A 22,363-nucleotide genomic window follows, 5' to 3' on the forward strand; every position below is an offset into this window, starting at 1 on the left:
GCGGTAGGCGGAACGGAGTGAGCCCCGAACCGCCATCCGCGTTTACGCCCTTTCGCTACCCGGCATTTCGCGCGATCTGGATCGCCAACCTCGCGTCGAACATGGGATCGATGATCCAGTCGGTCGCGGCGGCGTGGCTGATGACCGAGCTGACCAGCTCGCACCTCCTGATCGCGCTGGTGGCGGCGAGCACGACGATTCCGGTGATGCTGCTCGGCATCTTCGCGGGGGCGATCGCCGACAATTTCGACCGGCGGCGCGTGATGCTCGCGGCGCAGACGGGGATGCTGATCGTCTCGGCGGCGCTGACGCTTACGACCTATATGGATGCGATCACGCCGCTCACCCTGCTCTTCTTCACGCTGGCGGTCGGGTGCGGCACCGCGCTCAACGGCCCGGCTTGGCAGGCGTCGGTGCGCTTGCAGGTCGGGCCTAGGGATTTGCCGCAGGCGATCGCGCTCAACACCATCGCGTTCAACCTCGCGCGCAGCGTCGGGCCCGCGCTCGGCGGGATGCTGGTCGCGATCGTCGGCACCGCGGCGGCCTTCGGGCTCAACGCGCTGAGCTATGTCGCGCTGATCGTCGTGCTGCTGCGCTGGCATCCCGAAACGGCGCCGCCACGCCGGACGCCGATGCTGACCGCGATCGCGGCGGGCATAAGTTTCTGCGCGCATTCGAACCCGGTGCGCCGCGTGTTGATCCGCGGCTTCGCTTTCGGCTTCGGCGCGGCGGGGTTTCAGGCGCTGCTTCCATCGCTCGTCCGCGACCGGCTGCACGGGACCGAAATCGTCTATGGCCTGTGCCTCGCCGCTTTCGGGGCGGGATCGATTTTTGCCGCGCTGTGGGTCGGTTCGTCGCGGCGGCGCTGGGGCAGCGACCGCGTGGTGACCACCGCCTCGCTGATCTTCGCCGCCGCGATGCTGCCGGTCGCGGTCGCGACCGGCCTCCCCGCGCTGATGATCGCCGCCTTCGTGGCGGGCGGCGCATGGGTGTCGACGCTGACGACGCTCAACGTCGCGATGCAGCTCCGCTCACCCGAGGAGATCCTCGGGCGCTGCCTGTCGATCTATCAGGCGGTGACCTTCGGCGCGATGGCGCTCGGCGCCTATACGCTCGGGCTGGTCGCCGACCTCAGCAGCTTGCCCGCGGCGATCCTCGGCTCCGCCGGCTGGCTTCTGCTCTCCGCGCTCGTGCTGCGCTTCGTCGCGCCCATGCCGCGCCGCGACGAGGGCCGCTTGCTGCCCTGAGCGTCATCCCGCCCCTTCGATCGTGAAGCGGCTGTTCGACAGCTCGAGTTCGTCGCCGCAATGGCTGCACGCCGCGACCATGTGGAGGTCGTGGCCGCACGGGCGATGCGTCAGCAACACCGGCGGCCCGCGCTCGTCGGAAAACCATTTATCGCCCCATTGCAACAGCGCGAGCAGGACGGGATAAAGATCGCGGCCCTTGGCGGTCAGGCGATATTCGACCCGGTCGGCGTGGCTCGAATAGGGCACGGTTTTCAAAATGCCCTGTCGCACGAGCCGTTCGAGGCGGCCGGTCAATATGTTCGTCGCCATCAGCGTATCGCGCTGGATGTCGTCGAAGCGATTGATGTGCGTGAACATCGCGCGGACGACGAGCGTCGCCCAGCGATCGCCGAACAGCTCGATCATCGTATCGACGAGCGGGCGGCCGCCGGGACGGCCTGCGCCGACCTCGCCGTTGAAGCGGCGGCGCTCGTAATGCGGAACGACCTGCGCGAGCCCCGGCCCCTCGCGCCAGTCGACGTCGCGCGGGTCGATCTCGGCGTGGCAATGCGCACATGCGGGCACCGGTTCGGTCGCATGGCCGCAGGTGGCGTGGTGGAGCCGGACCTGGAAATCACGGCTGTCGGCTTCCCACTCATGCTGCCAGCGCAGCATCATCAGGCCGTTCGGGAACTGGTCGCGACCCTTTTGGGTGAGCACATAATGAAAGCCGCGCCCACCCTTCTTGGGCACCTTGGCGAGACAGTCCTCTTCGACGAGCTTCTTGAGCCGGCCGTTGACCACCGAGCGCGCGAGGCCGGTGCGCGCGACGAATTCGTCGAAGCTGTGAATGCCAAGGAATGCCTGTTCCATGAGCAAGAGGACGGGCACGTCGCCGACGATATCGAGCGCGCGCCAGATCGAGCAGGCTCTGATGGTGCGGTCGTGTTTCAAAGGCTACCCCGGCTCCATACGGTCATCCCGGCTTTCGCCGGGATGACGTCTTTAGGACAAAGCCCGCCGGAATTGAAACGGCATTCGACGCGCTCGGTCCGTCAGAAACGGCCCGTCAACTGCACCGCGATCGTACGCGGGCGGTCGACGATGCCATTATAGGCGTTGCCCGCATTGCCGGTGATCGTGGTCGCGAGCGGCATCGAGCTCCCCGTTTGCAGGATGCGCTGGTTGGTAAGGTTGCGGCCGATCAGCGCGACCTCCCAGCGATCGTCGACCTCGGCCAGTGCGAGGCGCGCGCCGAGCTTCACATAGCCGTCCTGGTGCGTACGCGGGTCGAGGTTCGCCGCGGCGATATAGGAGGAGGAGAAGTCGGCATTGACGTTGAACGCGACCTTCATGTCGCTCGTCACCGGCGTGGTGTAATCGACATTGAGGTTGCCCGACCATTTGGGGCTCAATGCGTTGCGCTTGCCCGAATAGTCGCAGAAGCCGTTCGCGCCCGGCGTCTGCAGATAATAGCATTGCCCGTCGGTGAAGTTGCTGAACTTGAAGTCGAGATAGGCGACCGCGCCGCTGACCGTCAGCCCGGGCGCGAGCGCGGCGCGGAAGTCGGCCTCGACCCCCTGCGTGCGCGCTTCGGCGGCGTTGCGGACGTTGAAGTTGAGCGTGCCGTCGAAGATATTGACCTGAAGATCCTTGTAATCGGTGCGATAGACCGAGAGGTTGAACGCGACGTTGCGGCCCTTGTATTTGAGGCCGGCCTCGAAATTGTCGGCGCTTTCATCTTCGAATTCGAACGCGCCCGGCTTGGCGACGGTGGTCGAGGTCGGCAGCGAGTTCGACCGGATGTCGAAGCCGCCCGCCTTGGTGCCTTTGGCGTAGGAAGCGTAGAGCATCAGGTCATCGGTCGCGTCATATTGGATGTTGACCATCGGATTGAAGCTGTCCTCGCTGATCTTGCCCGATATGCTGTGCGCTTCGATATTGAGCGCGCGGAACACCGCCGCGACGACCGGCGCGGGCGCGGTGCTGAGCGGTCCCTGCACGATCGCGAGGCTACGACTGCCGCTCTTCTTCTCATGGTTGAAGCGCGCGCCCGCCGTAACGCGAAGCTGGTCGGTGACCGACAATTCGCCCTGCGCGAAAGCCGAGACCAGGTCCGATTTCTGCGCATAATCGCGGTCGTTGCTGGTATCGCCGAGCGCACTGAACGGCGGTCCCAGCGCGAGAAAGGTCGGGTTGAACAGGGTGAAGTCCTGAACGTCGAGCTTGGCGTGCTGATAATAGACACCCGCGATATAATTGAACGCCTCGCCGCCGGGCGACGCCAGCCGCAGTTCCTGACTGAACTGGCGATAATCTTCGCGCAAATTGGTGCCGTCGAGAAAGCTGATCCCCGAAAAATCGACGTCGACGATCTCGCGCGTCTTGTAATCGAGCAGCGACGAGACCGAGGTCAGCGTGTGCTCGCCGATTTCGAGGTCGGCGTTGAGCGTCGCGCCGAACACCTTGTTCTTGCTCTCATACCCATTGTCCTCGCGGACATAATCGGGGTCGGTGCTGACGAAGAAGGGCCCCTGGAAGACGGCGTTATAATTGCCGACCGCGCCGAACACGTCGCGCGGCTGCCCCTTCATTTCGAAGTCGGCATATTCGAGTTTCAATTCGGCCGCGAACGGTCCCCCGCGATCGAGTTCGAGCTTGCCGCGAAAATAATATTCATCGACGTTCGGCTCGTTGCGATCGAGTTCCTGGTTGTAGAAATAGCCGTCCATCGAGCGGTGATAGCCGACGACGCGCGCCTCGATGCCGTCGCTGAGCGGTCCCGACAGCACGCCGGTGAGCTGGAATTCCTTGTGGTTGAATTCATAGAGGCCCGACACCGAGCCTTCGAACTCGTCGGTCGGGCTGCGCGTCGTGATGTTGACCGCGCCCGCGATCGCATTTTTGCCGAACAAGGTCGGCTGGGGCCCGCGCAGCACTTCAACGCGCTCCATGTCGACGAGCGGCAGGCGCGACAGCTGGTCGCGGCCGTAATAGACGCCGTCGACGAACATCGCGACCGACTGTTCGAAACCCTTGTTGTCGCCCGAGGCGATGCCGCGGATCGCGATGCGGTTGGCGATCGCGGTCTGAGTGATCTTGAGGTTCGGCACCGACGAGGAGATTTGTTCGAGATTGGTCTGGCCATAGCTTTCGACCTGCTTGCCGCTGACCGCCGAGATCGAGATCGGCACGTCGGAGAGACCCTCGGCGCGTTTTTGCGCGGTGACGATGATTTCTTCGAGCCCGCCCTGATCCTTGTTAGCACTCTCGGCGGACGCGGCATCCTGTGCGGAAGCAATTCCCGGCGTAGCGAGCGCACTCGCGGCGAACAGCACGGCAAAGCTGGTCTTCATAATCTCTCTCCCTCCCACCATCGTCGGGTTTGCCCCGCGATGTTTTTCTGGCCTTGCGACTCTTATCGTCTTTAAGTATCGTTATGCAAGTGAGATAATTCAGGAGAGCACAACAGTGCCGAAAAACGGCCTTCCACGAGCGTTGACGCGCAATTTGCGGCTGCCGGCAATCGCCGCGCCGATGTTCCTCGTCTCGGGTCCCGAAATGGTGATCGCCGCATCGCGCTCGGGCGTGATCGGCAGCTTTCCATCGCCCAATGCGCGGACGTCGGCCGACCTCGATGATTGGGTGAGCCGGATCGACGCGGCGCTGTCGAACGATCCCGAAGCTGCGGCGTGGGCGGTCAACCTTGTCGTCCATCCGTCGAATAGCCGCCTGCCAGAAGACCTCGCCTGCGTCGTGCGCCACAAGGTGCCGCTGGTGATTACCGCGCTCGGCAGTCCGGCGCGCGTCGTCGAGGAAATCCATGCCTATGGCGGACTGGTGTTCGCCGACGTCAATTCGGTCGGCTTCGCGCGCAAGGCAGCTACCGCCGGGGTCGACGGGCTCGTGCTCGTCGCTGCGGGCGCGGGCGGGCATACCGGCGCAACCGCAGGTTTCGCCTTCGTGGAAGAAGTACGGCAGTTCTGGGACGGGCCGCTCGTTCTCGGCGGCGCGATCTCGACCGGCCATGCGGTCCGCGCCGCCGAAATTCTGGGAGCCGATCTCGCTTATCTTGGAACCTCGCTGATCGCCTGCGCCGAAAGCATGGCCGTGCCGGCGTATAAGGCGATGGTCGTCGCGGCGGGCGCCGAGGACATTGTGCCTTCAAAAGGTATCACCGGTGTGACCGCCAACTGGTTGAAATCGAGCCTGATCGCCGCGGGCTATAACCCCGCAAACATGCCCGAGGACAAGCGGCCGAATTTCTCGGACGCGCAGGACGATGCGAAGGCGTGGAAAAATGTCTGGTCCGCCGGACAGGGCGTCGGCGCGGTTCGCGGCATCGAGCCTGTTGCGGATATCGTTTCCCGACTCGTTAGAGAATATGATGCGGCCGCAACGCGGCCGCGCTTTGCCCCCACCGAAGGAGTCATCGCATGACCGCCGAACTCGTCGAAACGATCCGGACCACGATCGAGCCGAATGACCACCCCTATATGAAGGACGCGTGGCGTCCGACGTACAATGAGTGGAACGCGATCTTCGCCGATGGCGATGCCGAGGTCATCGGCAATATCCCGACCGACATCGACGGTGTTTATGTACGCACCGGCGAAAACCAAATCCACGAGCCGATCGGCCGCTATCATCCTTTCGACGGCGACGGTTTCATCCATGCGATAAGCTTCAAGGACGGCCGCGCGAGCTATCGCAGCCGCTTCGTTCGCACCAAGGGGTTCGAGGCCGAAAAGGAAGCAGGCCGCTCGCTGTGGGCGGGGCTAATGGAGCCGCCGCACAAATCGACGCGCCACGGCTGGGGCGCGCAGGAGTGGCTGAAGGATTCAAGCTCGACCGACGTCGCGATCCATGCGGGCAAGATCATCTCGACCTTCTACCAGTGCGGCGAGGCGTACCGGCTCGACCCCTTCACACTCGAACAGTTCGGCACCGAAAGCTGGGTACCGCTCGACGGGATTTCGGCGCATTGCAAGGTCGACCTCGCGACCGGCGAGCTGATGTTCTTCAACTATTCGAAGCACGCGCCCTACATGCACTATGGCGTCGTGGGCGCGGACAACCGGCTGAAGCATTATATCCCCGTCCCGCTCGCCGGCCCGCGGCTGCCGCACGACATGGCGTTCACCGAAAATTACACGATCCTCAACGACATGCCGCTCTACTGGAACGAGGAGCTGCTCGAGCGGAACCTGCACGTCGTCCAGTTCCATCCCGACGAAAAGACGCGCTTCGCGATCATCCCGCGGCACGGCCAGCCCGAGGACATCCGCTGGTTTACGGCCGAGGCGACTTACACGCTGCACTGGCTCAACGCGTGGGAGGAAGGAGACGAGATCATCCTCGACGGCTATTATCAGGAAGAGCCGATGCCGAAGTCCTATCCCAATGCCCCAGAGGGCTTGGAGCGGATGATGGCCTATCTCGACCAAGGGCTGCTCAAGCCGCGCCTTCACCGCTGGCGCTTCAATTTGAAGACCGGCGAGACGAGAGAAGAGCGGCTCGACGACCGCGACCTCGAATTCGGCATGTTCAACCACCGCTATGCGGGCAAGCCCTATCGCTACGCGTACAGCGCGATCCCCGAGCCGGGCTGGTTCCTGTTCCGCGGGCTGGTCAAACACGACCTGAATGCTGGCACCAGCGAATCCTATGAATTCGGTCCCGGCCGCTTCGGCAGCGAGGCGCCCTTCGCGCCGCGCATCGACGCCAAGGACGAGGACGACGGCTATCTCGTCTCCTTCATCGCCGACCTCGAAACCGACCGCTCCGAATGCGTGCTGATCGACGCGAAGAATGTTGCGGCAGGACCGGTGTGCCGGATCATCCTGCCCGAACGCATCTGCTCGGGCACGCACACGGTCTGGGCGAACGGCGACGATATCGGCATGGGTGCAAACTGCGTGCTGGCCACCTGAGATGATCGTCGCGGGAGAGGATAAAAGGCGGCGACATCGGGAGAGCGGCTGGTGGGGCGACGAGACGTTCGCCAGCCTGTTCGCGGCCAATGCGACGGCGCATCCCGAACGGCTCTCGCTGGTAGATGCGCCGAACCGCGATGACTTCGCCTTCGGCGAACCGCAGCGGCTGAGCTATGCCGAGCTGGCGGCCGAGATCGACCGGCTCGCGGGGGCGCTCGTGAAGGCGGGGATCGGCAAGGACGATGTGATGCTCGTCCAGCTTCCCAACATCAGCGAGTTCGTCGCGCTCTATTTCGCCGCCGCGAAGATCGGCGCGGTCCTTAGCCCCGCGGCGGTGCAGTATCGCAGCCATGAATTGAAGGGCATGATCGGCGTCGTCGAACCTAAGGCGTTCGTATGCGCGACCGCGGTCAAGGGCTGCGACCATGTCGGCGTCGCGGCGCCCCTGCTCGATGGCATCGCTCTAATGACCTTCGGCCCCGATGCGCCCGCAGATTCGCTCGATCTCTCGACAGCGGAGGGCGACGCCGATGCGCTCGCCGCGCATGTCGCGGCCAACCCGGTCGATGCCGACGATCTCTTCACCATCTGCTGGACCTCAGGCACCACCGGCGTTCCCAAGGGCGTGCCGCGCAGCCATAACCACTGGATCGCTGTGGCCGGCGCGGGTTACGAGGCGATGAAGGTCGGGCCGGGCGATGTTCTGCTCAACCCCTTCCCGCTGATCAACATGGCGAGCATCGGCGGCATCACCATGTGCTGGCTGACCAGCGCGGGGACGATGGTGCTCCACCATCCGTTCGACCCCGGCGTCTACCTCAAGCAAATCGCGACCGAACGGCCGAGCCTGACGATCGCGCCCCCCGCGGTGCTCAACATGCTGCTGCAGAATGAGGCGCTGCTCGCGTCGGTCGACCTTTCGAGCCTGCGCGTCATCGCGTCGGGCTCGGCGCCGCTCGCGCCTGCGATGGTGCGCGATTTCCAGGAAAAACTCGGCATCATCATCGTCAACGTCTTCGGATCGAACGAGGGGATGAGCTTCATCACCGGCGAGGGCGACATGCCCGACCCCGACAAACGCGCGAACCTCTTCCCGCGCCGCGGCACCTATCGGCGCCCCTATGGCGAAGGCCGCGCGCCCAACATCGAAAGCCGGCTCGTCCCGCCCGGCGGCGGCGATCCGATCGAAGCCGACGGCGTATCGGGCGAACTCCAGATTCGCGGGCCGACCTTGTTCGAGGGCTATCGCAACGCCCCCGACCGCACCGCCGAGGCCTTCACCGACGATGGCTGGTTCCGCACCGGCGACCTGTTCGAAATCGCCGAAGACGGCGACTTCTACCGCTTCGTCGGGCGCTGCAAGGATCTGATCATCCGCGGCGGGGTGAATATCTCACCCGAGGAGATCGACCAGTTGCTCGGCGGCCATCCGCTGCTCGCCGAGGCCTGCACCTTCTCGCTCCCCGACCCGACGATGGGCGAGCGCATCGGCCTCGCCTATGTCCCGCGCGGCGCGGAGGATGTGGGGATCGGTGAGGTCACCGACTATCTACGCGGGCACGATCTCGCGGTGTTCAAACTGCCCGAGCGCCTGTTCCGCTTCGACGCGCTGCCGCGCAACGTTACCAACAAGGTCATGCGCAGCGAAGCGCGCGAACGGGCGCTCGCAACCCTCGAAAAGGAAGCCTGATATGGCAAAGGACGTCTTCATCCTCGGCGGCGCGCAGAGCGACTTTGCGCGCAATATGGAACGCGAGGGCGGCGGGCTGTTCGAGCTGTTCCGCGACGTCGCTGAAGCCGCCTTCGCCGCGACGGGCATCGAACCCAAGGAGGTCGAAACCGCCCACGTCGGCAATTTCGTCGGCGAGCTGTTTGCGGGGCAAGGCCAGCTCGGCGGCTTCTTCGGTCATGTCCACCCCGACCTCGCGGGCATCCCAGCCGCGCGCCACGAGGCCGCGTGCGCGTCGGGCAGCATCGCGATCCTCGCCGCCGCTGCCGAGATCGAGGCCGAACGCTACGGCCTCGCGCTCGTGCTCGGGATCGAGCTGATGCGCAACGTCCCCGGGCAGCGCGCCGCCGAATATCTCGGCGCCGCGGCGTGGGCGGGGCGCGAGGCGCAGGAGGCGCGCTACCTCTGGCCATACATGTTCGCGCGCGTTGCCGAGGAATATGAGGAGCGCTTCGGGCTCGACCGCGCGCATCTGCGCGGGATTTCGGCGAATAATTTCGCCAACGCCAGGAAAAACCCCAACTCGCAGACGCGCGGCTGGGCGGTGACCGACGATCATCTGGGCGAGAATGACGAGGTCAATCCGTTGATCGAAGGGAGTTTGCGCAAGTCCGACTGCGGACAGGTCACCGACGGCGCCGCCGCGATCTTCCTCGCCTCGCGCGAGGTCGCCGAAGCCTATGCCAAGCGGCGCGGCATTTCGATCGACTCCATTCCGCGCATAAAAGGCTGGGGCCACGCCACCGCGCCGCTGCTCTATTCGACCAAGGTTCGGGACAGCCGCGGCGGCGATTATGTCTTCCCGAGCGTGCGCAAGGCGATGATGGACGCCCTGCGCCGGGCGGAGATGCCCGACATCTATGCCTGCGACGGGGTCGAGGTGCATGACTGTTTTTCGATCACCGAATATATGGCGATCGATCATTTCGGGATCACCAAACCGGGCGAAAGCTGGCGCGCGGTCGAGGACGGGACGATTGCCCTCGGCGGCAAGCTGCCGGTCAATCCGTCGGGCGGGCTGATCGGGCTCGGCCATCCCGTAGGTGCCACGGGGGTGCGGATGCTGCTCGACGGCTGGCGGCAGGTCACCGGAAATGCGGGAGACTATCAGGTCGAAGGCGCGCGAAACTTCGCGACCTTCAACGTCGGGGGCAGCGCGACGACGGCGGTCAGCTTCGTCGTCGGCACCTGATTTGACCGAAGTCTATCTTTACGACGCGGTGCGCACGCCGCGCGGCAAGGCGCGCGAAGGCGGTGGGCTCGCGGCGCTGAGCCCGCAGGAATTGGTGCGCAGCCAAGCGGCAGCGCTGGCGGACCGGTGCGGCGACGCGGCGCGAAACCCCGACGCACTGCTGCTGGGCTGCGTCACGCAGGCCGGCGCGCAGGGTGGACATATCGCACTGGTATCGAAGCTGTACGCGCAGCTGCCCGACACGACGGCGGCGCACAGCATCAACAATTATTGCGCATCGGGGCTGTCGGCGATCGGACAGGCGGTCGCGAAGGTCGCGAGCGGCGAAGCGTCGCATATCCTTGCGGGCGGGGTCGAGTCGATGAGCGCGAGCCAATTCCTGAGCGACCGCGCGGGTTTCTACATCAATGATGAATTGCCGCCCCGTGCGCGCTTCGTGCCGCCCGTGCTCGGCGCCGACCGGCTCGCGCACGCCGAAGGCATCACACGCGCCGAGCTCGACGCGGTCGCGCTTGCTTCGCAGCAGAAAGCGGCAGCGGCGGAAGGCGACCCGGTCCTGCAAGCCTCGCGCATCGCAACCGGCGCGCTCGACGGTGAGGAATGTATCCGGCCGCAGACGAGCGCGGAATCGCTCGCCGCCGCGCCCGCGGCGTTCGGCGATTTGCAGACGCAATATGCGGACGCGCTGGGGGGTGCGACCTTCGCGCCGCTGCACAGCATCGCGCATGCGCCGCCGATCTGCGACGGCGCGGGGCTGGCGCTCGTCGGCGGCGAAGGGCTCGATATCGCGCCGCGCGCGCGGGTCGTCGCCTTTGCCGAAAGCGGCGGCGATCCGGCGGCGTCGTTGACCGCGGGGTTCGCGGCGATGGACAAGGTGCTGACGCGCGCCGGGCTGACGCTCGGCGATATCGACCGGATCGAATTCATGGAGGCGTTCGCCGTCACCATCGCCAAATTCCTGCGTGACCGCGATCCCGACCCGACGCGCGTCAATGTGTCGGGCGGGCATGTCGCCAAGGGGCACCCGATGGGCGCGAGCGGCGCGATCCTGACCTCGACCTTGCTCGATGCGCTCGATGCGTGCGGCGGGCGATACGGGCTGGTCGTGCTGACCGGCGCGATGGGGGTCGGTGCGGCGATGATCGTCGAGCGGCAATAAGCATTGCGAAAAAGCGCGGCTGCGCTATGGGCGGCGGGTGCGGGGCGTGCCCCGCGCATGATCGCGCCGGTGCCCGAAAGGGCTTAAAATGGGAACGCGGTAACGGGGTTCGTCCTGAACCCCCGAAGCCGAGGCTGTCCCTGCAACTGTAAGCGGCGAGCAAGATGCACCGGTCCGGATTTGCGGATCAGCCACTGGGGTCACCTGGGAAGGCGTGCATCGAGCCCTGACCCGCGAGCCAGGAGACCTGCCGGCGTGGGTCGCTCAATGCCATGGCCCAGGGAGAGGCCGCGGCACGGAGGTTTCCGTCGAGCGACGACCAGGCGGCTGGAGCCGCCTCGGTGCCGGGGTCGCGGGCTTTACGCCGCTTGCGCCGCCGGCATCGGCCGGTCGCGTCCGCGCATCGGCAGGCTCCGCCTTCGTTGCCGGCGTGCGGGGACCTTCCCATGTTGAAGTTTGCAAGCATCTCCCTTTTGGCACTGGCTACGGCAACGCCGGCCTTTGCAGAGGCCATCGACGGCGAGCCTGGCGACGATATTGTCGTCACCGCGTCGGGCATCGAGCAATCGCGCGACGAGGTCGGTCAGGCGATCACCATCATCGATGCCGACACGATCGGGCGGCGCCAGGCGGTCGATGTCGTCGACCTGCTCGCCACCACCCCCGGCGTGCGCTTCAGCCGGTCGGGCAGCATCGGCTCGGTAGCCAGCCTGTCCTTGCGCGGCGCCGAGACGACGCAGACTTTGGTGCTGATCGACGGGGTGAAGGTCAACGATCCGAGCGGCATCGGCGACGGATATGATTTCGGTCATCTGCTGACGGGCAATATCAGCCGGATCGAGGTGCTGCGCGGATCGAACTCGGTCGTGCATGGCAGCCAGGCGATCGGCGGCGTGGTGAGCCTGATGACCGCGACCCCGGCCGAAGGTTTCGCGGCCAATGCGTCGGCCGACTATGGCTATAGTGACAGTTTGACCGCCAAGGCCGATGTGTCGGGCACTGCCGGGGCGATTTCCGGCGGGATCGGCGGCGTTTATTTTCGCACCGACGGCATTTCTTCGGCGGCGGTCGGCACCGAGAAGGACGGATACAAGAATATCGCGGGCAATGCGCGGCTGAAGGTCGTGTTCAGCGACGCCCTCAGCCTCGACCTGCGCGGTTATTATATCAACGCCGACCTCGATTATGACAGCTTCTTCGGCACGCCCGCCGACAGCGCCGATGCTGCCAAGCTCGACCAATATATCGGCTATGCCGGGCTGAACCTGGGGCTGTTCGACGACAATTTCACCAGCCGCGCGGCGGTGACGTGGATGCGCAACGAGCGCGATTACTATTTCGTGCGCGGGACCGCGCCCGATTACGGCTATTCGGGCACCAATTTGCGCTTCGAATATCAGGGCGTTGTGACGCCGGCGCGGCAGGCGAAGTTGATCTTCGGTTACGAGCATGAGCGCCCCGATTATGACTTCTTCGGTTTTGGATCGACCGACAGCCAGCGCGCGAACATCGACAGCGTCTATGCGCTGGGGATCGTCCAGCCGTTCACGGGACTGTCGCTGACCGGCGGCGTCCGCCACGACGATCACAGCCAGTTCGGCGGCGCGACGACGCTTGGCGCCAATGCCAATTATTCGCCGAACGATGGCGCGACCAATTTCCGGCTGAGCTATGGCGAAGGCTTCAAGGCACCGTCGCTCTATCAACTGTACGATGCGTTCAGCGGCAATGCGGCGCTGCGCCCCGAACGGTCGAAAAGCTATGACATCGGCATCGACCAGAACCTCGCGGACGGCCGCGCGCTGATCTCGCTCACGGCGTTCCTGCGCAACACGGTCGACCAGATCAATTACGACAATGCCACTTTCACCTATGGCAATATCGACCGCACCCGCGCCAAGGGGATCGAGGCGACGCTGGCGCTGAGGCCAGTCGACGCGCTCAACGTCACCGCGTCCTACAGCTATATCGACGCGCGCGACCGGTCGGGACGGCCCGCGTTCGACAGCAAGCGCCTGCCCCGCCGCGCCGCGCACGCGGTCAGCCTGTCGGCTGACTATGACTGGTCGTTCGGGCTGTCGACGGGCGCGACGCTGACGATGGTCGGCGACAGTTTCGACGATGCGGCGAATGCGGTGCCGCTCGACGGCTATGCGCTCGCCGGCATCCGCGCCTCCTTCCCGGTCGGCAGCAATTTCGAGATTACCGGCCGCGTCGACAATCTGTTCGGCGCCGATTATGCGACCGTCTCGGGCTATGGCACCTATGGCCGCGCGGCCTATGGCGGCGTGCGGGCGCGCTTCTGATGAAGGCGCGCAGCGACGCCGAACATGCGGCGAAGATGAAGAAGATCCAGGCGGCGCAGGCGAAGAAGGTCGCGGCGAAGACGGTCGAAAAGGGGCTGGTCATCGTCCACACCGGCCCCGGCAAGGGCAAGACGTCGGCGGCGCTCGGTATGGCGGTGCGCGCGATCGGGCACGGGATGAAGGTCGGCGTCGTCCAGTTCGTCAAGGGCGCGATGGCCACAGGCGAGAAAGTGGTGTTCGACCGCTTTCCCGAGCTGATCGAATTCAAGCCGATGGGCGAAGGCTTCACCTGGGACACGCAGGACCGCAGCCGCGACATCGCGGTGGCGCGCGCGGCGTGGGACGAGGTGAAACGTATGATCGCCGATCCGTCTTATGCGATGGTGATCGCTGACGAACTCAATATCGTGCTGCGCTATGACTATCTGCCGGTCGATGAAGTGCTGGAGGTTCTGGGGGACAAGCCGCACATGACGCATGTCATCATCACCGGCCGCAATGCGCCCGAGGCGCTGATCGACGCCGCCGATCTGGTCACCGAGATGGCGCAGGTGAAGCATCCGTTCCGCGAGCAGAATGTGAAGGCGCAGCGGGGGATCGAGTTCTGATGCGGCCACGCGTTCTTTTGGCGGCGGCCGCTCTGCTTGGCGGTGCCGGCCTGCTGTGGGCGGCCTCCCCTGCCCCGCCGGTCAAAGCGCCGGCGGTCCCGCAGCGTATCGTTTCGATCAACCTGTGCGCCGACCAGCTCGTGCTCGCGCTCGCCGACCGGGGGCAGATTGCGGGGTTGACGAAGAATGCAACCGATCCCGAAATGTCGGGCGAGGCGGCAAAAGCGCATGGAATAGCGTTGCTGAGCAATTCGGCCGAGCAGATTCTGGCGATCGAACCCGACCTGATCGTCGGGATGCCCGCGAGCCGCAGCGCGGCGCTGGCGGCCTTGCCCGGGCAGACCTACCCGCTGCTCGACCTCGCTACCGCGAACAGGCTCGACGAGATATATGCGTCGATCCGCGAGACCGCCGCGGCGGTCGGCCACCCCGAGCGCGGCGCGGCGTTGATCGCGCGAATGGAAGGCGAACTCGCCGGGCTTCCCAAGCCCGGCAAAGGCCGCGTTGCCGCCTATTATCAACGGCGCGGCTATATGACCGGCACGGGAACGCTGATCGACGAGTTGATGACGCGCGTCGGGCTGGTCAACCTCGCCGGCCAGCTCGACAAGCCGCCGCTGTCGCAATTGAGCCTTGAGGAGATGGTCGCGGCCGAGCCCGATTTCCTGATCGTCGAGAGCGCGACCGACGTGGTGACCGACCAGGGGAGCGAAATGCTGCACCATCCGGCGATCGCCGGTATTCCGCGCATCAGCATTCCGCAGGCGTGGACGGTGTGCGGCAGCCCCGCCTATACGACGGCGGCGCGCAGCATGGCGGCGCAGATCGCGCGCATCGACAGAGGCCGTTCGTGAGCCGCCTTGCCCTGCCCCGCTGGTCGCTGATCGCGGCGCTGTCGCTGTTGACGCTCGCCGCCGCGGTCGGGTCGCTACTGTTCGGCGCGGTCGACCTGTCGGTCGCGCGGCTGTTCGGCGCGGCAATCGGAGAGGGCGACAGGGTCGCGTCGATCATCCTCCTCGACCTGCGCCTGCCGCGCACCTTGCTGGCGCTGGCGGTGGGCGCGATGCTCGGGCTCGCGGGGGCGGCGCTGCAAGGCTATCTGCGCAACCCGCTCGCCGAACCGTCGGTGCTCGGCACGTCGAACGCCGCCGCGCTCGGCGGGGTCGCGGCGCTCTATTTCGGGATCGCCGAGCTGCATCCGGTGATGCTGCCTTTGCTCGCGACGGGCGGTGCGCTGCTCTCGCTCGCGCTGCTGTTCATCTTGTCGGGCAAGGCCGAAAGCCCGCTGACCTTGATCCTCGCGGGGATCGCCGTGGGCACGCTGGCGGTCGCGGGGACGAGCCTCGCGCTCAACCTGTCGCCCAATCCGTTCGCGGCGATGGAGATCATGACCTGGCTGCTCGGCAGCCTCGAGAACCGGTCGTTCGATCATGTGTGGATCGCGCTGCCGTGCATCGCGGCCGGGGCCATGATGCTGCTGTGGAACGGGCGGGCACTCGACGCGCTGACGCTCGGCGAGGATGCGGCGCAGGCGCTGGGCACCGACCTGCGGCGGACGCGATTGCGGCTGCTGGTGGGCACCGCGATCGGGGTCGGCGGCGCGGTCGCGGTGTCGGGGGCGATCGGCTTCGTCGGACTGATCGTCCCGCATCTGATCCGCCCGCTCACTGACCGCAGCCCGTCGGCGATCCTGCTGCCCTCGGCGATCGGCGGCGCTGCCTTGCTGACGCTCGCCGATCTGGGCGTGCGGATTGTCCCGACGACGACCGAACTGAAGCTGGGCGTCGTCACCGCCTTTCTCGGCGTCCCGGTCTTCCTCCTCCACCTGATGCGGGAGCGGCGGTTATGGTGAACATCACGCTCAACGACGTCGACGTCACGCTCGGTCGTCGGACGGTCGTGCAAGGCGTGAACGCGGCCTTCGGCGCGGGCACGCTGACCGGGATCGTCGGCCCCAATGGTGCGGGCAAATCGACGCTGGCGCGCGCGATGCTGGCGCTGGTGCCCGCGCACGGGATGGTCGAAGTCGATGGCGTCGATGCGGCGGCGATGCCGCGCGGCGAGCTGGCGCGGCGCATCGCCTATGTGCCGCAGGGGCAGACCTTGCATTGGCCGCTGACCGTCGAGCGGCTCGTCGGGCTGGGGCGGTTGCCGCACCTCGCGCCGATGTCGCGGGTTGCCGATGTCGACACGGCGGCGATCGAGCGTGCGATGGCGCGCGCCGATGTGCTCGAATTGCGCGACCGGATCGCGACCGAGCTGTCGGGCGGCGAACGCGCGCGGGTGCTGTTCGCGCGGGCGCTGGCGGTCGAAGCGCCGGCGCTGATTGCCGACGAGCCGCTCGCAAGCCTCGATCCCGGGCACCAGATCGATGTCATGGACATGCTGCGCGCCGAGGCGGCGGGCGGCGCGCTGGTGATCGCGGTGCTGCACGATCTGACGCTCGCGGCGCGATACTGCGACCGGCTGCTGCTGATCGACGGCGGGCGGATCGTCGCCGACGGCACGCCCGCCGAGGTGCTGACCGCCGAGCGGCTGCGCGCGGTCTATGGCATCGATGCGCGGATCGAGACGAGCGGCGAATGGCCGACGATCACGCTGTTCGGGCGGGCGTCGGCCTAGCCGCTGCCGCCGCTGCGGCAGAAGCCGACGACATAGTCGATGACCATCCGGTCGCGCTGCGGCGACGGCGGGCCGAGCACGCCTTGCGCGTGCGGCGGGAGATGGTCGACGGCGTGCACCGCGCCGTCGCCGAAGACATAATGGTCGAACCAGGTCCGCCACGCCCCACGCTCGCTGTCGGGCAACTCGCGGATCGAGTGCATCGCCAGCATCAGCGCCGCGAAAGGAAAACGGTCCTGCCGCTGGCCAAACCAGTAATTGACGAGAACATTCAGCGCGCCGTCCGATCGCACATGATGCCACCACATCGGCGGCATATAGATCGCATCGCCGGGGGCGAGATCGGCGACGAGCTTGTGCCGCTCGGCCTCGGCATAGAGCGGGTAACGCGCGTGATCGGGATGATCGGGATCGACCATGCTCGTCGGCTGGCCCGCGATCGTGCGCTCGACGGGGCCAACGTAGAGGTTCGCGATCTGTGCGGGCGGGAAGAGGGTGAAGCGACGGCGACCCGCGACGACGACCGCGATGTTCGCCGCCATGTCGTAATGCGGGGCGATACGGCTGGCGTTGCCGACCCAGATGCGGGGGTCGACGCCGGTATCGACGGGGAGCGGGTTTTCGGTCGCGAAGCTCGCGACGCTTTCGGGAGTCGGGGTCGACCCGGCGTAGAGGCTCGGCGCGTCGGCCGCGCCGCGCAGCGCCAGTAATCGCTCGACGAGCGCCGCCATCGGCATCTTTTCGCTACGGAAATTCACCCCGCGCATATCGTCGGTGTAGAAATAGCGCCCGCCGGTTTCGGGCGGGCCGACGAGCACGGTGAGCGGGTTGCCATTGTCGCGCGCCGAAAGATAGGCGGCGATCGCTTCGTCGCCCGCGCGGGCGGCGGCGACGGCGGGCCAGTCGGCCGCGATGCCGCGGACGATCGCGGGGCGCTCGGCGGCTTCGACCCAGCGCGCGAGCGCGGCATGATCGCTGCCGGCGATTTCTTCCAACGTCCCGCTCACTTCGTCTCCCCTGCCCCTTAGCGGGCCGGTTCGACCCGCACCGTCCGGCTGGCGCGCTTGCCGTCGGCCGAGCGGCTGCGCAGCTCTGCCGCGCCGCTGACCGCGACCGGCCCGGCATAGCGCGTCCACGCGCCTTCGCCGACCCGATATTCGATCGCGGTGCCGGGGAACATGCTGTTCGCCTCGAGCTTGCCGTTCCTAATGCGCGCGCCCGGCGGCGCGACGCGGTAGGCAACGCCGATCCGTTCGAGCACCGGCCATTGCGCGGCGACGCGCCCGGCGAAATCCTGCCAGCCGGCCTTCAGCTTCGCGGCATCGACGCGGCTGTCGCCCCATTCATAGCTGACGCCCGCCCGATAGGCGGGGGTCCACGGCGCGGGGGCCCAGGCCCGCTCGGAGAGCGCGAGCAGGCGCGGGAAGAGCATATAATCGACCTGCGCGTCGGTGCGGATCGTCTCGCTCCACAGCTGCGCCTGAAGCCCTGCGACGCGGTGCCCGGCCTCAAGGACCGGCTTGTCCTCGATCGGCTTGCCCTCGGCATGGATGTTGCGGATCGTCGCGGCGTTGGCGGGCAGATTGTCGGGCATGAAGCCGTAGACCTGATATGGATCGACGCCGCGCGAGGCCCAGTCGTAGCCGCCCTCTTCGGGATGCGGGGCATAGGGCATGTCGAAATAGCCGAGGTCGGGGATCGACAGCACGACGTCCCAGCCGCGACCCAGCTGATCGTGCGCCTCGCGGATCGCGCCGGTGTGGAGCACGCCCCAGATGTTGGTTTGCACCAGATGCGGCTGTTTCGGCATGTTCGCGGTTTCGGTATGCCCCATGCCGTCGCTCCAGCCGCCGGTGCGTAGCCCCTTCGCGGCAAGGCTCGCCGTCACGCGCTCGATGAAGCGCGGGGTGAGCTTGCCGGCGTCGCCGCCATTCTCGGCTATCATCGCCTGGCACGCGGGCGACTTGACCCACGCGCCCGCGGTCTCGTCGGCGCCGAGGTGGAAGGTTTTGAGCGGTACGCCCGCCTGTTTGTGCATCGCTGCGAGCGCATCGACGACGGTATCGACGAAGCGATAGGTCGCGGGGATGCAGACGTTGAGCGTATTGTCGTCGTAATTCTGGATGCTGCGATATTCGGTCGTGTCGGCGGGATCGATCAGGCGATATTGCTCGGCTTCGGCCGTCTTGCCCGCGGCCGTCAGGCGCGCGTGGCGGACCTCCATCGCCTTGATCGCCGCGCGGCTGTGGCCGGGCATGTCGATCGAGGGGATGACCTCGATCTGGCGCGCGGCGGCCGCCTTGACGATCGCAATATAGTCGGCGGTGGTGAGGTAGCCGTTGACCCCGCTCGTCCCGTCCGGCCCGGCGCCGAGCTGCGGCAGGAGGCACGTCCGCTCGGACGGATCGTGGCAGCGTTTCGAGCCGATTTCGGCGAGTTCGGGAAGCGCCGGGATTTCGATGCGCCAGCCCTCATCCTCGGCGAGGTGGAGGTGGAGCTTGTTGAGCTTGTACGCCGCCATCGCCTCGACGAGCTTCAAAATTTCGTCGCGGCCGTGAAAGTTGCGCCCGAGGTCGATGTGGAGGCCGCGAAAACCATATTCGGGGGCGTCCTCGACGTGCAGCGGCGTCAGCTTGCCCTTTTCGAATGCCGCCTGCTGCGCGAGCGAGCGCAGGGCATGGCTCGCGCCCGCGGCATCGTGCGCGGTGATCGCGATTCCCGACGCCTTGGCGTCGAGAATATAGGATTCGGGCTTTGCCGTGGCAGCGGGATCGATGCGGATCGTCAGCGGCAGCGCGCCCTCGGGAGCGCCGAGCGCCGCGAGCGCGGGTGCGACCGTGCCGCGATCGATGCCGGTCAGCGCCAGCGCGACGCCGCGGCCGAGGTCGACCGGCTGGCCCTTGCCCTGCACCGCCTTTGCGGGCTTGGGCAGGATTACGATGCCGGTGGCTTCGGGCGCGAGCCGGCCGGCCTGAAGGTCGAAGGCGCGTTCGGCGGTCAGCCAGCGCGTCTTGTCGGCCTCGCTCTTGGTCGCGAGCTTCGCCTCGTCGGTCATCGGCGCGACGAAGGGCAAGGTTTCGAGGCCCGTTTCGGGGTCGATCACCGGGCGCGTCGCGGCGATCGTGCGCGGTTCGAGCCCGTCGGCGACGAGATAGGCGTTGGGCATGCCGAACGCCTTCGAGAAATTCGAACCGACGCCCCACAGCTTGATCTCGTGCTTCGCGCCGGGGCGCAGCGTGGCGCCGGGCTTGAGCGTCAGTTGCTGGAGGTCGCCGTTGATCAGCCGGTGGGTGAAGATGTCGCTCTCGACGAGCGGCAGGCGGTTGACGAAGCTGAAATAGAGCGAGAGCCCCTTGGTCGGCACGTCGGCCGGCAGCGTTTCGGGCATGGTCAGCGTGATCGTCGAAAGGAAACAGCCGTCGATCCCGGCGGGACATTCGGGACCATTATCGACCATTGCATATTGGTAGCCGAGCGTGTCGGCGAGGCCGTCGAGCGACGCCTGCGATCCCGTCTCCGCCGCCAGCGCCTGCGGCGCGGCGAGCGCCATCATGGTCATCGTGATCCACCCCGCAGCCCGCATCATTTTTCTCCCGTCGACAATTTGTATCTAATTTGTCATGTAGTCGCGGACGGGTCAACGCCTTTCGGATCGGGCGGAATTAAGGGGGAAACTGATAAAATGGCAAATATTCACGCTTTTCGCCTCATCGCCTCGATCCTGATTGGTTTTACATTGATATTGTCGTTGTCCGCCCGAGCGGACGAGCGACGCCCCGTTGTGGTCGGCTATCTCGCGGCGTTCAAGGGGCTCGACCTGTCGATCGCGCGCACCGACCTTGCGGCCTTCACGCATTACAACCTGTCCTTCGCCAACCCCGACGCCGAGGGGCGCTTCGTCCGCGACGGGCGGATGACGTGCATGGAGGACGAGACGGGCGCGAACCTGTCGGTCGCGGCGTTGCGAGGGACGGTCGCGCGGCTGCAAGCGAGCGGCGGCAAGGTGCTGATCTCGACCGCCGGCGGCGTGATCCCCGGCTGCTCGGGCGACTGGAAGGCCTTGCTGACGCCCGAGCGGCGCGCGGCCACCGTCGCGGCGCTGGTCGAGCTTGCCGATACGCTCGGGCTCGACGGGATCGATATCGACATCGAAGGGGCGCTGCTCACCGAAATAGACCGCGCGGGCGACTATACGCCCTTCATCGCGGCGCTGTCGGACGCGATGAAGGCGCGCGGCAAGCTGCTGACCTGCGCCACCGCGTCGTACGAGGGCGGGATGATCCCGGTCGCCTCGATCCCCTATTTCGACCTCGTCAACGTCATGTCCTATGACGCGATCGGACCGAGCTGGGGCGAAGCGGGCGCCGAGCACAGCAGCTATGCGATGGCGGCGCGCGACCTCGACCTGTGGCTCGCGCGCGGGGTGGCGCGCGAGCGACTCGTCCTCGGCGTGCCCTTTTACGGCTATGGTTTCGGCGGCGAGAAGGCGAATTGGTCCTATCGCGAGCTTGCCGCCGCACATGGCCTAAATGCGACCAAAGCCGATGTCATCGGCGAGTTGTGCGCGGGATGCCGCTACATCACCCACAACAGCCCCGCGACGATCGCGAAGAAAGCACGGCTTGCGGCCGAAAAGGCGGGCGGGGTGATGGTGTGGGAATTGTCGCAGGACAGCCCCGACCATGCCCTGACGAAGGCGATCACGCGCGGGCTTTTGCGCGAATAATTCGCAACAAGGTTGACGCGACGATACCAATGCAACACATGGGAAGCTGGCGCTGGTCCTATCCGGCCGGTGTGCCGGGCAATCAGGTGGAGCATCGTCCTTGTCACTGATCGAACGCGTGGGTCCGCTCCAGAAGGACGATCCGACACCGCTTTACCTGCAACTGCAGAAAATCCTGCGCGACGCGATCGAGGGACAGGTCGTGAAGGCCGAGGAAGCGATCCCGACCGAACGCGACCTCGCCGAGGAATTCGAAGTGTCGCGCATCACGGTGCGCAAGGCGATCGACGGGCTGGTCGCCGACGGCATCGTCACGCGCCGCCGCGGCGCCGGCACCTTCGTCACCCGGCCGCGCGTCGAGAAAAGCTTTTCGAAGCTCACCTCCTTTTCGGAGGATATGGTGTCGCGCGGACGCAAGCCGCACAGCCGATGGGTGAGCAAGACCGCGGGCGCGGTGACGCCCGAGGAGGCGCTGTCGCTGGGGCTGTCGCCGGGGTCGCTCGTCTATCGTTTCCACCGCATCCGCTATGCCGACGACACGTCGATGGCGCTCGAGATCGCGACGATCCCCGCCTATTGCCTGCCGTCGGTCGAGGCCGTCGGCGCGTCGCTTTATGAAGCACTGGAGGCGGCGGGGCATTTGCCCGTTCGCGCGCTCCAGCGGCTGCGCGCGATCGCGGCGACGGCGGACCAGGCCGAGATGCTCGAGATCGAGCCTGGCACGCCAGGGCTGTTCATCGAACGCCGCGGCTTCCTCGCCGACGGGCGCACGGCGGAGTTCACGCAGAGCTTTTATCGCGGCGATGCCTATGATGTGGTGGCGGAGCTCAACGGGTAGCCGCCCTCCCTCCGTCCG

Annotated in this window: 17 protein-coding genes and 1 riboswitch; of the genes, 13 read left to right on the plus strand and 4 right to left on the minus strand. The window is 66.4% G+C overall.

Annotated features, from left to right (window positions below; translation table 11 throughout):
* Positions 1 to 17 precede the first annotated feature (17 nt).
* Complete coding sequence (locus GGR90_RS00270; RefSeq protein WP_342449860.1) at positions 18 to 1,247, plus strand: MFS transporter; 1,230 nt, start codon at positions 18 to 20, stop codon at positions 1,245 to 1,247.
* A 3-nt stretch (positions 1,248 to 1,250) separates the two neighbouring features.
* Here GGR90_RS00270 and GGR90_RS00275 read toward each other — a convergent pair whose 3' ends face one another.
* Both GGR90_RS00275 and GGR90_RS00280 read right to left on the minus strand, forming a co-directional pair.
* Entirely contained in the window at positions 1,251 to 2,183 is a 933-nt protein-coding gene (locus tag GGR90_RS00275) for a winged helix-turn-helix transcriptional regulator (protein ID WP_167918350.1), read from the minus strand.
* 101 nt (positions 2,184 to 2,284) lie between these two features.
* Entirely contained in the window at positions 2,285 to 4,585 is a 2,301-nt protein-coding gene (locus tag GGR90_RS00280) for a TonB-dependent receptor (RefSeq protein WP_245198320.1), read from the minus strand.
* A 154-nt stretch (positions 4,586 to 4,739) separates the two neighbouring features.
* On the opposite strand from GGR90_RS00280, the gene GGR90_RS00285 reads away from it, so the two are divergent.
* The 10 genes from GGR90_RS00285 (at position 4,740) to GGR90_RS00330 (ending at position 16,781) form a co-directional block, all read left to right on the plus strand.
* Positions 4,740 to 5,669, plus strand: coding sequence for an NAD(P)H-dependent flavin oxidoreductase (locus GGR90_RS00285; RefSeq protein WP_245198321.1), 930 nt, complete (start codon positions 4,740 to 4,742; stop codon positions 5,667 to 5,669).
* The gene (locus GGR90_RS00290; protein ID WP_167918356.1) at positions 5,666 to 7,162 is read left to right on the plus strand and encodes a carotenoid oxygenase family protein; all 1,497 of its coding nucleotides are present in this window, start codon (positions 5,666 to 5,668) and stop codon (positions 7,160 to 7,162) included. Before GGR90_RS00285 ends, GGR90_RS00290 begins: the two co-directional genes overlap by 4 nt.
* A gap of 1 nt (position 7,163) precedes the next feature.
* On the plus strand, positions 7,164 to 8,855 hold the full coding sequence (locus GGR90_RS00295) for a class I adenylate-forming enzyme family protein (protein ID WP_167918358.1): 1,692 nt from the start codon (positions 7,164 to 7,166) through the stop codon (positions 8,853 to 8,855).
* Between the two features lies 1 nt (position 8,856).
* On the plus strand, positions 8,857 to 10,086 hold the full coding sequence (locus GGR90_RS00300; protein WP_167918361.1) for an acetyl-CoA acetyltransferase: 1,230 nt from the start codon (positions 8,857 to 8,859) through the stop codon (positions 10,084 to 10,086).
* Position 10,087: 1 nt separating this feature from the next.
* Complete coding sequence (locus tag GGR90_RS00305) at positions 10,088 to 11,245, plus strand: acetyl-CoA C-acyltransferase (RefSeq protein WP_167918363.1); 1,158 nt, start codon at positions 10,088 to 10,090, stop codon at positions 11,243 to 11,245.
* Between the two features lie 51 nt (positions 11,246 to 11,296).
* Positions 11,297 to 11,514: riboswitch (cobalamin riboswitch) on the plus strand.
* Positions 11,515 to 11,691: 177 nt separating this feature from the next.
* On the plus strand, positions 11,692 to 13,551 hold the full coding sequence (locus GGR90_RS00310) for a TonB-dependent receptor plug domain-containing protein (protein ID WP_167918365.1): 1,860 nt from the start codon (positions 11,692 to 11,694) through the stop codon (positions 13,549 to 13,551).
* Entirely contained in the window at positions 13,551 to 14,159 is a 609-nt protein-coding gene (gene cobO / locus GGR90_RS00315) for a cob(I)yrinic acid a,c-diamide adenosyltransferase (RefSeq protein ID WP_167918367.1), read from the plus strand. Before GGR90_RS00310 ends, cobO begins: the two co-directional genes overlap by 1 nt.
* A complete protein-coding gene (locus tag GGR90_RS00320; protein ID WP_167918369.1) occupies positions 14,159 to 15,013 on the plus strand; it encodes an ABC transporter substrate-binding protein in 855 nt (284 codons plus the stop codon). The genes cobO and GGR90_RS00320 overlap by 1 nt, the downstream gene beginning before the upstream one ends.
* The gene (locus tag GGR90_RS00325; protein ID WP_342449861.1) at positions 15,010 to 16,011 is read left to right on the plus strand and encodes a FecCD family ABC transporter permease; all 1,002 of its coding nucleotides are present in this window, start codon (positions 15,010 to 15,012) and stop codon (positions 16,009 to 16,011) included. Before GGR90_RS00320 ends, GGR90_RS00325 begins: the two co-directional genes overlap by 4 nt.
* Positions 16,005 to 16,781 (plus strand): ABC transporter ATP-binding protein, encoded by a 777-nt coding sequence (locus tag GGR90_RS00330; RefSeq protein ID WP_167918371.1) that lies wholly within the window; start codon positions 16,005 to 16,007, stop codon positions 16,779 to 16,781. The genes GGR90_RS00325 and GGR90_RS00330 overlap by 7 nt, the downstream gene beginning before the upstream one ends.
* On the opposite strand, the gene GGR90_RS00335 is transcribed toward GGR90_RS00330, so the two are convergent.
* Positions 16,778 to 17,788 carry a cupin-like domain-containing protein gene (locus GGR90_RS00335; RefSeq protein ID WP_342449862.1) on the minus strand — a complete coding sequence of 337 codons (1,011 nt, stop codon included), beginning with the start codon at positions 17,786 to 17,788 and terminating at the stop codon, positions 16,778 to 16,780. The genes GGR90_RS00330 and GGR90_RS00335 overlap by 4 nt on opposite strands.
* 17 nt (positions 17,789 to 17,805) lie before the next feature.
* Complete coding sequence (locus GGR90_RS00340) at positions 17,806 to 20,367, minus strand: family 20 glycosylhydrolase (protein WP_245198322.1); 2,562 nt, start codon at positions 20,365 to 20,367, stop codon at positions 17,806 to 17,808.
* Between the two features lie 162 nt (positions 20,368 to 20,529).
* Between GGR90_RS00340 and GGR90_RS00345 the strand changes: the two genes are divergently transcribed.
* Positions 20,530 to 21,507, plus strand: coding sequence for a glycosyl hydrolase family 18 protein (locus GGR90_RS00345; RefSeq protein WP_167918373.1), 978 nt, complete (start codon positions 20,530 to 20,532; stop codon positions 21,505 to 21,507).
* Positions 21,508 to 21,607: 100 nt separating this feature from the next.
* Positions 21,608 to 22,345, plus strand: coding sequence for a GntR family transcriptional regulator (locus GGR90_RS00350; protein WP_167918375.1), 738 nt, complete (start codon positions 21,608 to 21,610; stop codon positions 22,343 to 22,345).
* The last annotated feature ends 18 nt before the right edge of the window (positions 22,346 to 22,363 follow it).

Source organism: Sphingopyxis italica, assembly GCF_011926545.1.
Classification (GTDB): Bacteria; Pseudomonadota; Alphaproteobacteria; order Sphingomonadales; family Sphingomonadaceae; genus Sphingopyxis; species Sphingopyxis italica.

Bases quoted from the DNA above. Each gene is read 5' to 3' on its own strand.
- GGR90_RS00290 (WP_167918356.1), top strand. From the start codon at position 5,666: ATGACCGCCGAACTCGTCGAAACGATCCGGACCACGATCGAGCCGAAT.
- cobO (WP_167918367.1), top strand. From the start codon at position 13,551: ATGAAGGCGCGCAGCGACGCCGAACATGCGGCGAAGATGAAGAAGATC.
- GGR90_RS00280 (WP_245198320.1), bottom strand. From the start codon at position 4,585: ATGAAGACCAGCTTTGCCGTGCTGTTCGCCGCGAGTGCGCTCGCTACG.
- GGR90_RS00330 (WP_167918371.1), top strand. From the start codon at position 16,005: ATGGTGAACATCACGCTCAACGACGTCGACGTCACGCTCGGTCGTCGG.
- GGR90_RS00320 (WP_167918369.1), top strand. From the start codon at position 14,159: ATGCGGCCACGCGTTCTTTTGGCGGCGGCCGCTCTGCTTGGCGGTGCC.
- GGR90_RS00310 (WP_167918365.1), top strand. From the start codon at position 11,692: ATGTTGAAGTTTGCAAGCATCTCCCTTTTGGCACTGGCTACGGCAACG.
- GGR90_RS00295 (WP_167918358.1), top strand. From the start codon at position 7,164: ATGATCGTCGCGGGAGAGGATAAAAGGCGGCGACATCGGGAGAGCGGC.
- GGR90_RS00300 (WP_167918361.1), top strand. From the start codon at position 8,857: ATGGCAAAGGACGTCTTCATCCTCGGCGGCGCGCAGAGCGACTTTGCG.
- GGR90_RS00340 (WP_245198322.1), bottom strand. From the start codon at position 20,367: ATGATGCGGGCTGCGGGGTGGATCACGATGACCATGATGGCGCTCGCC.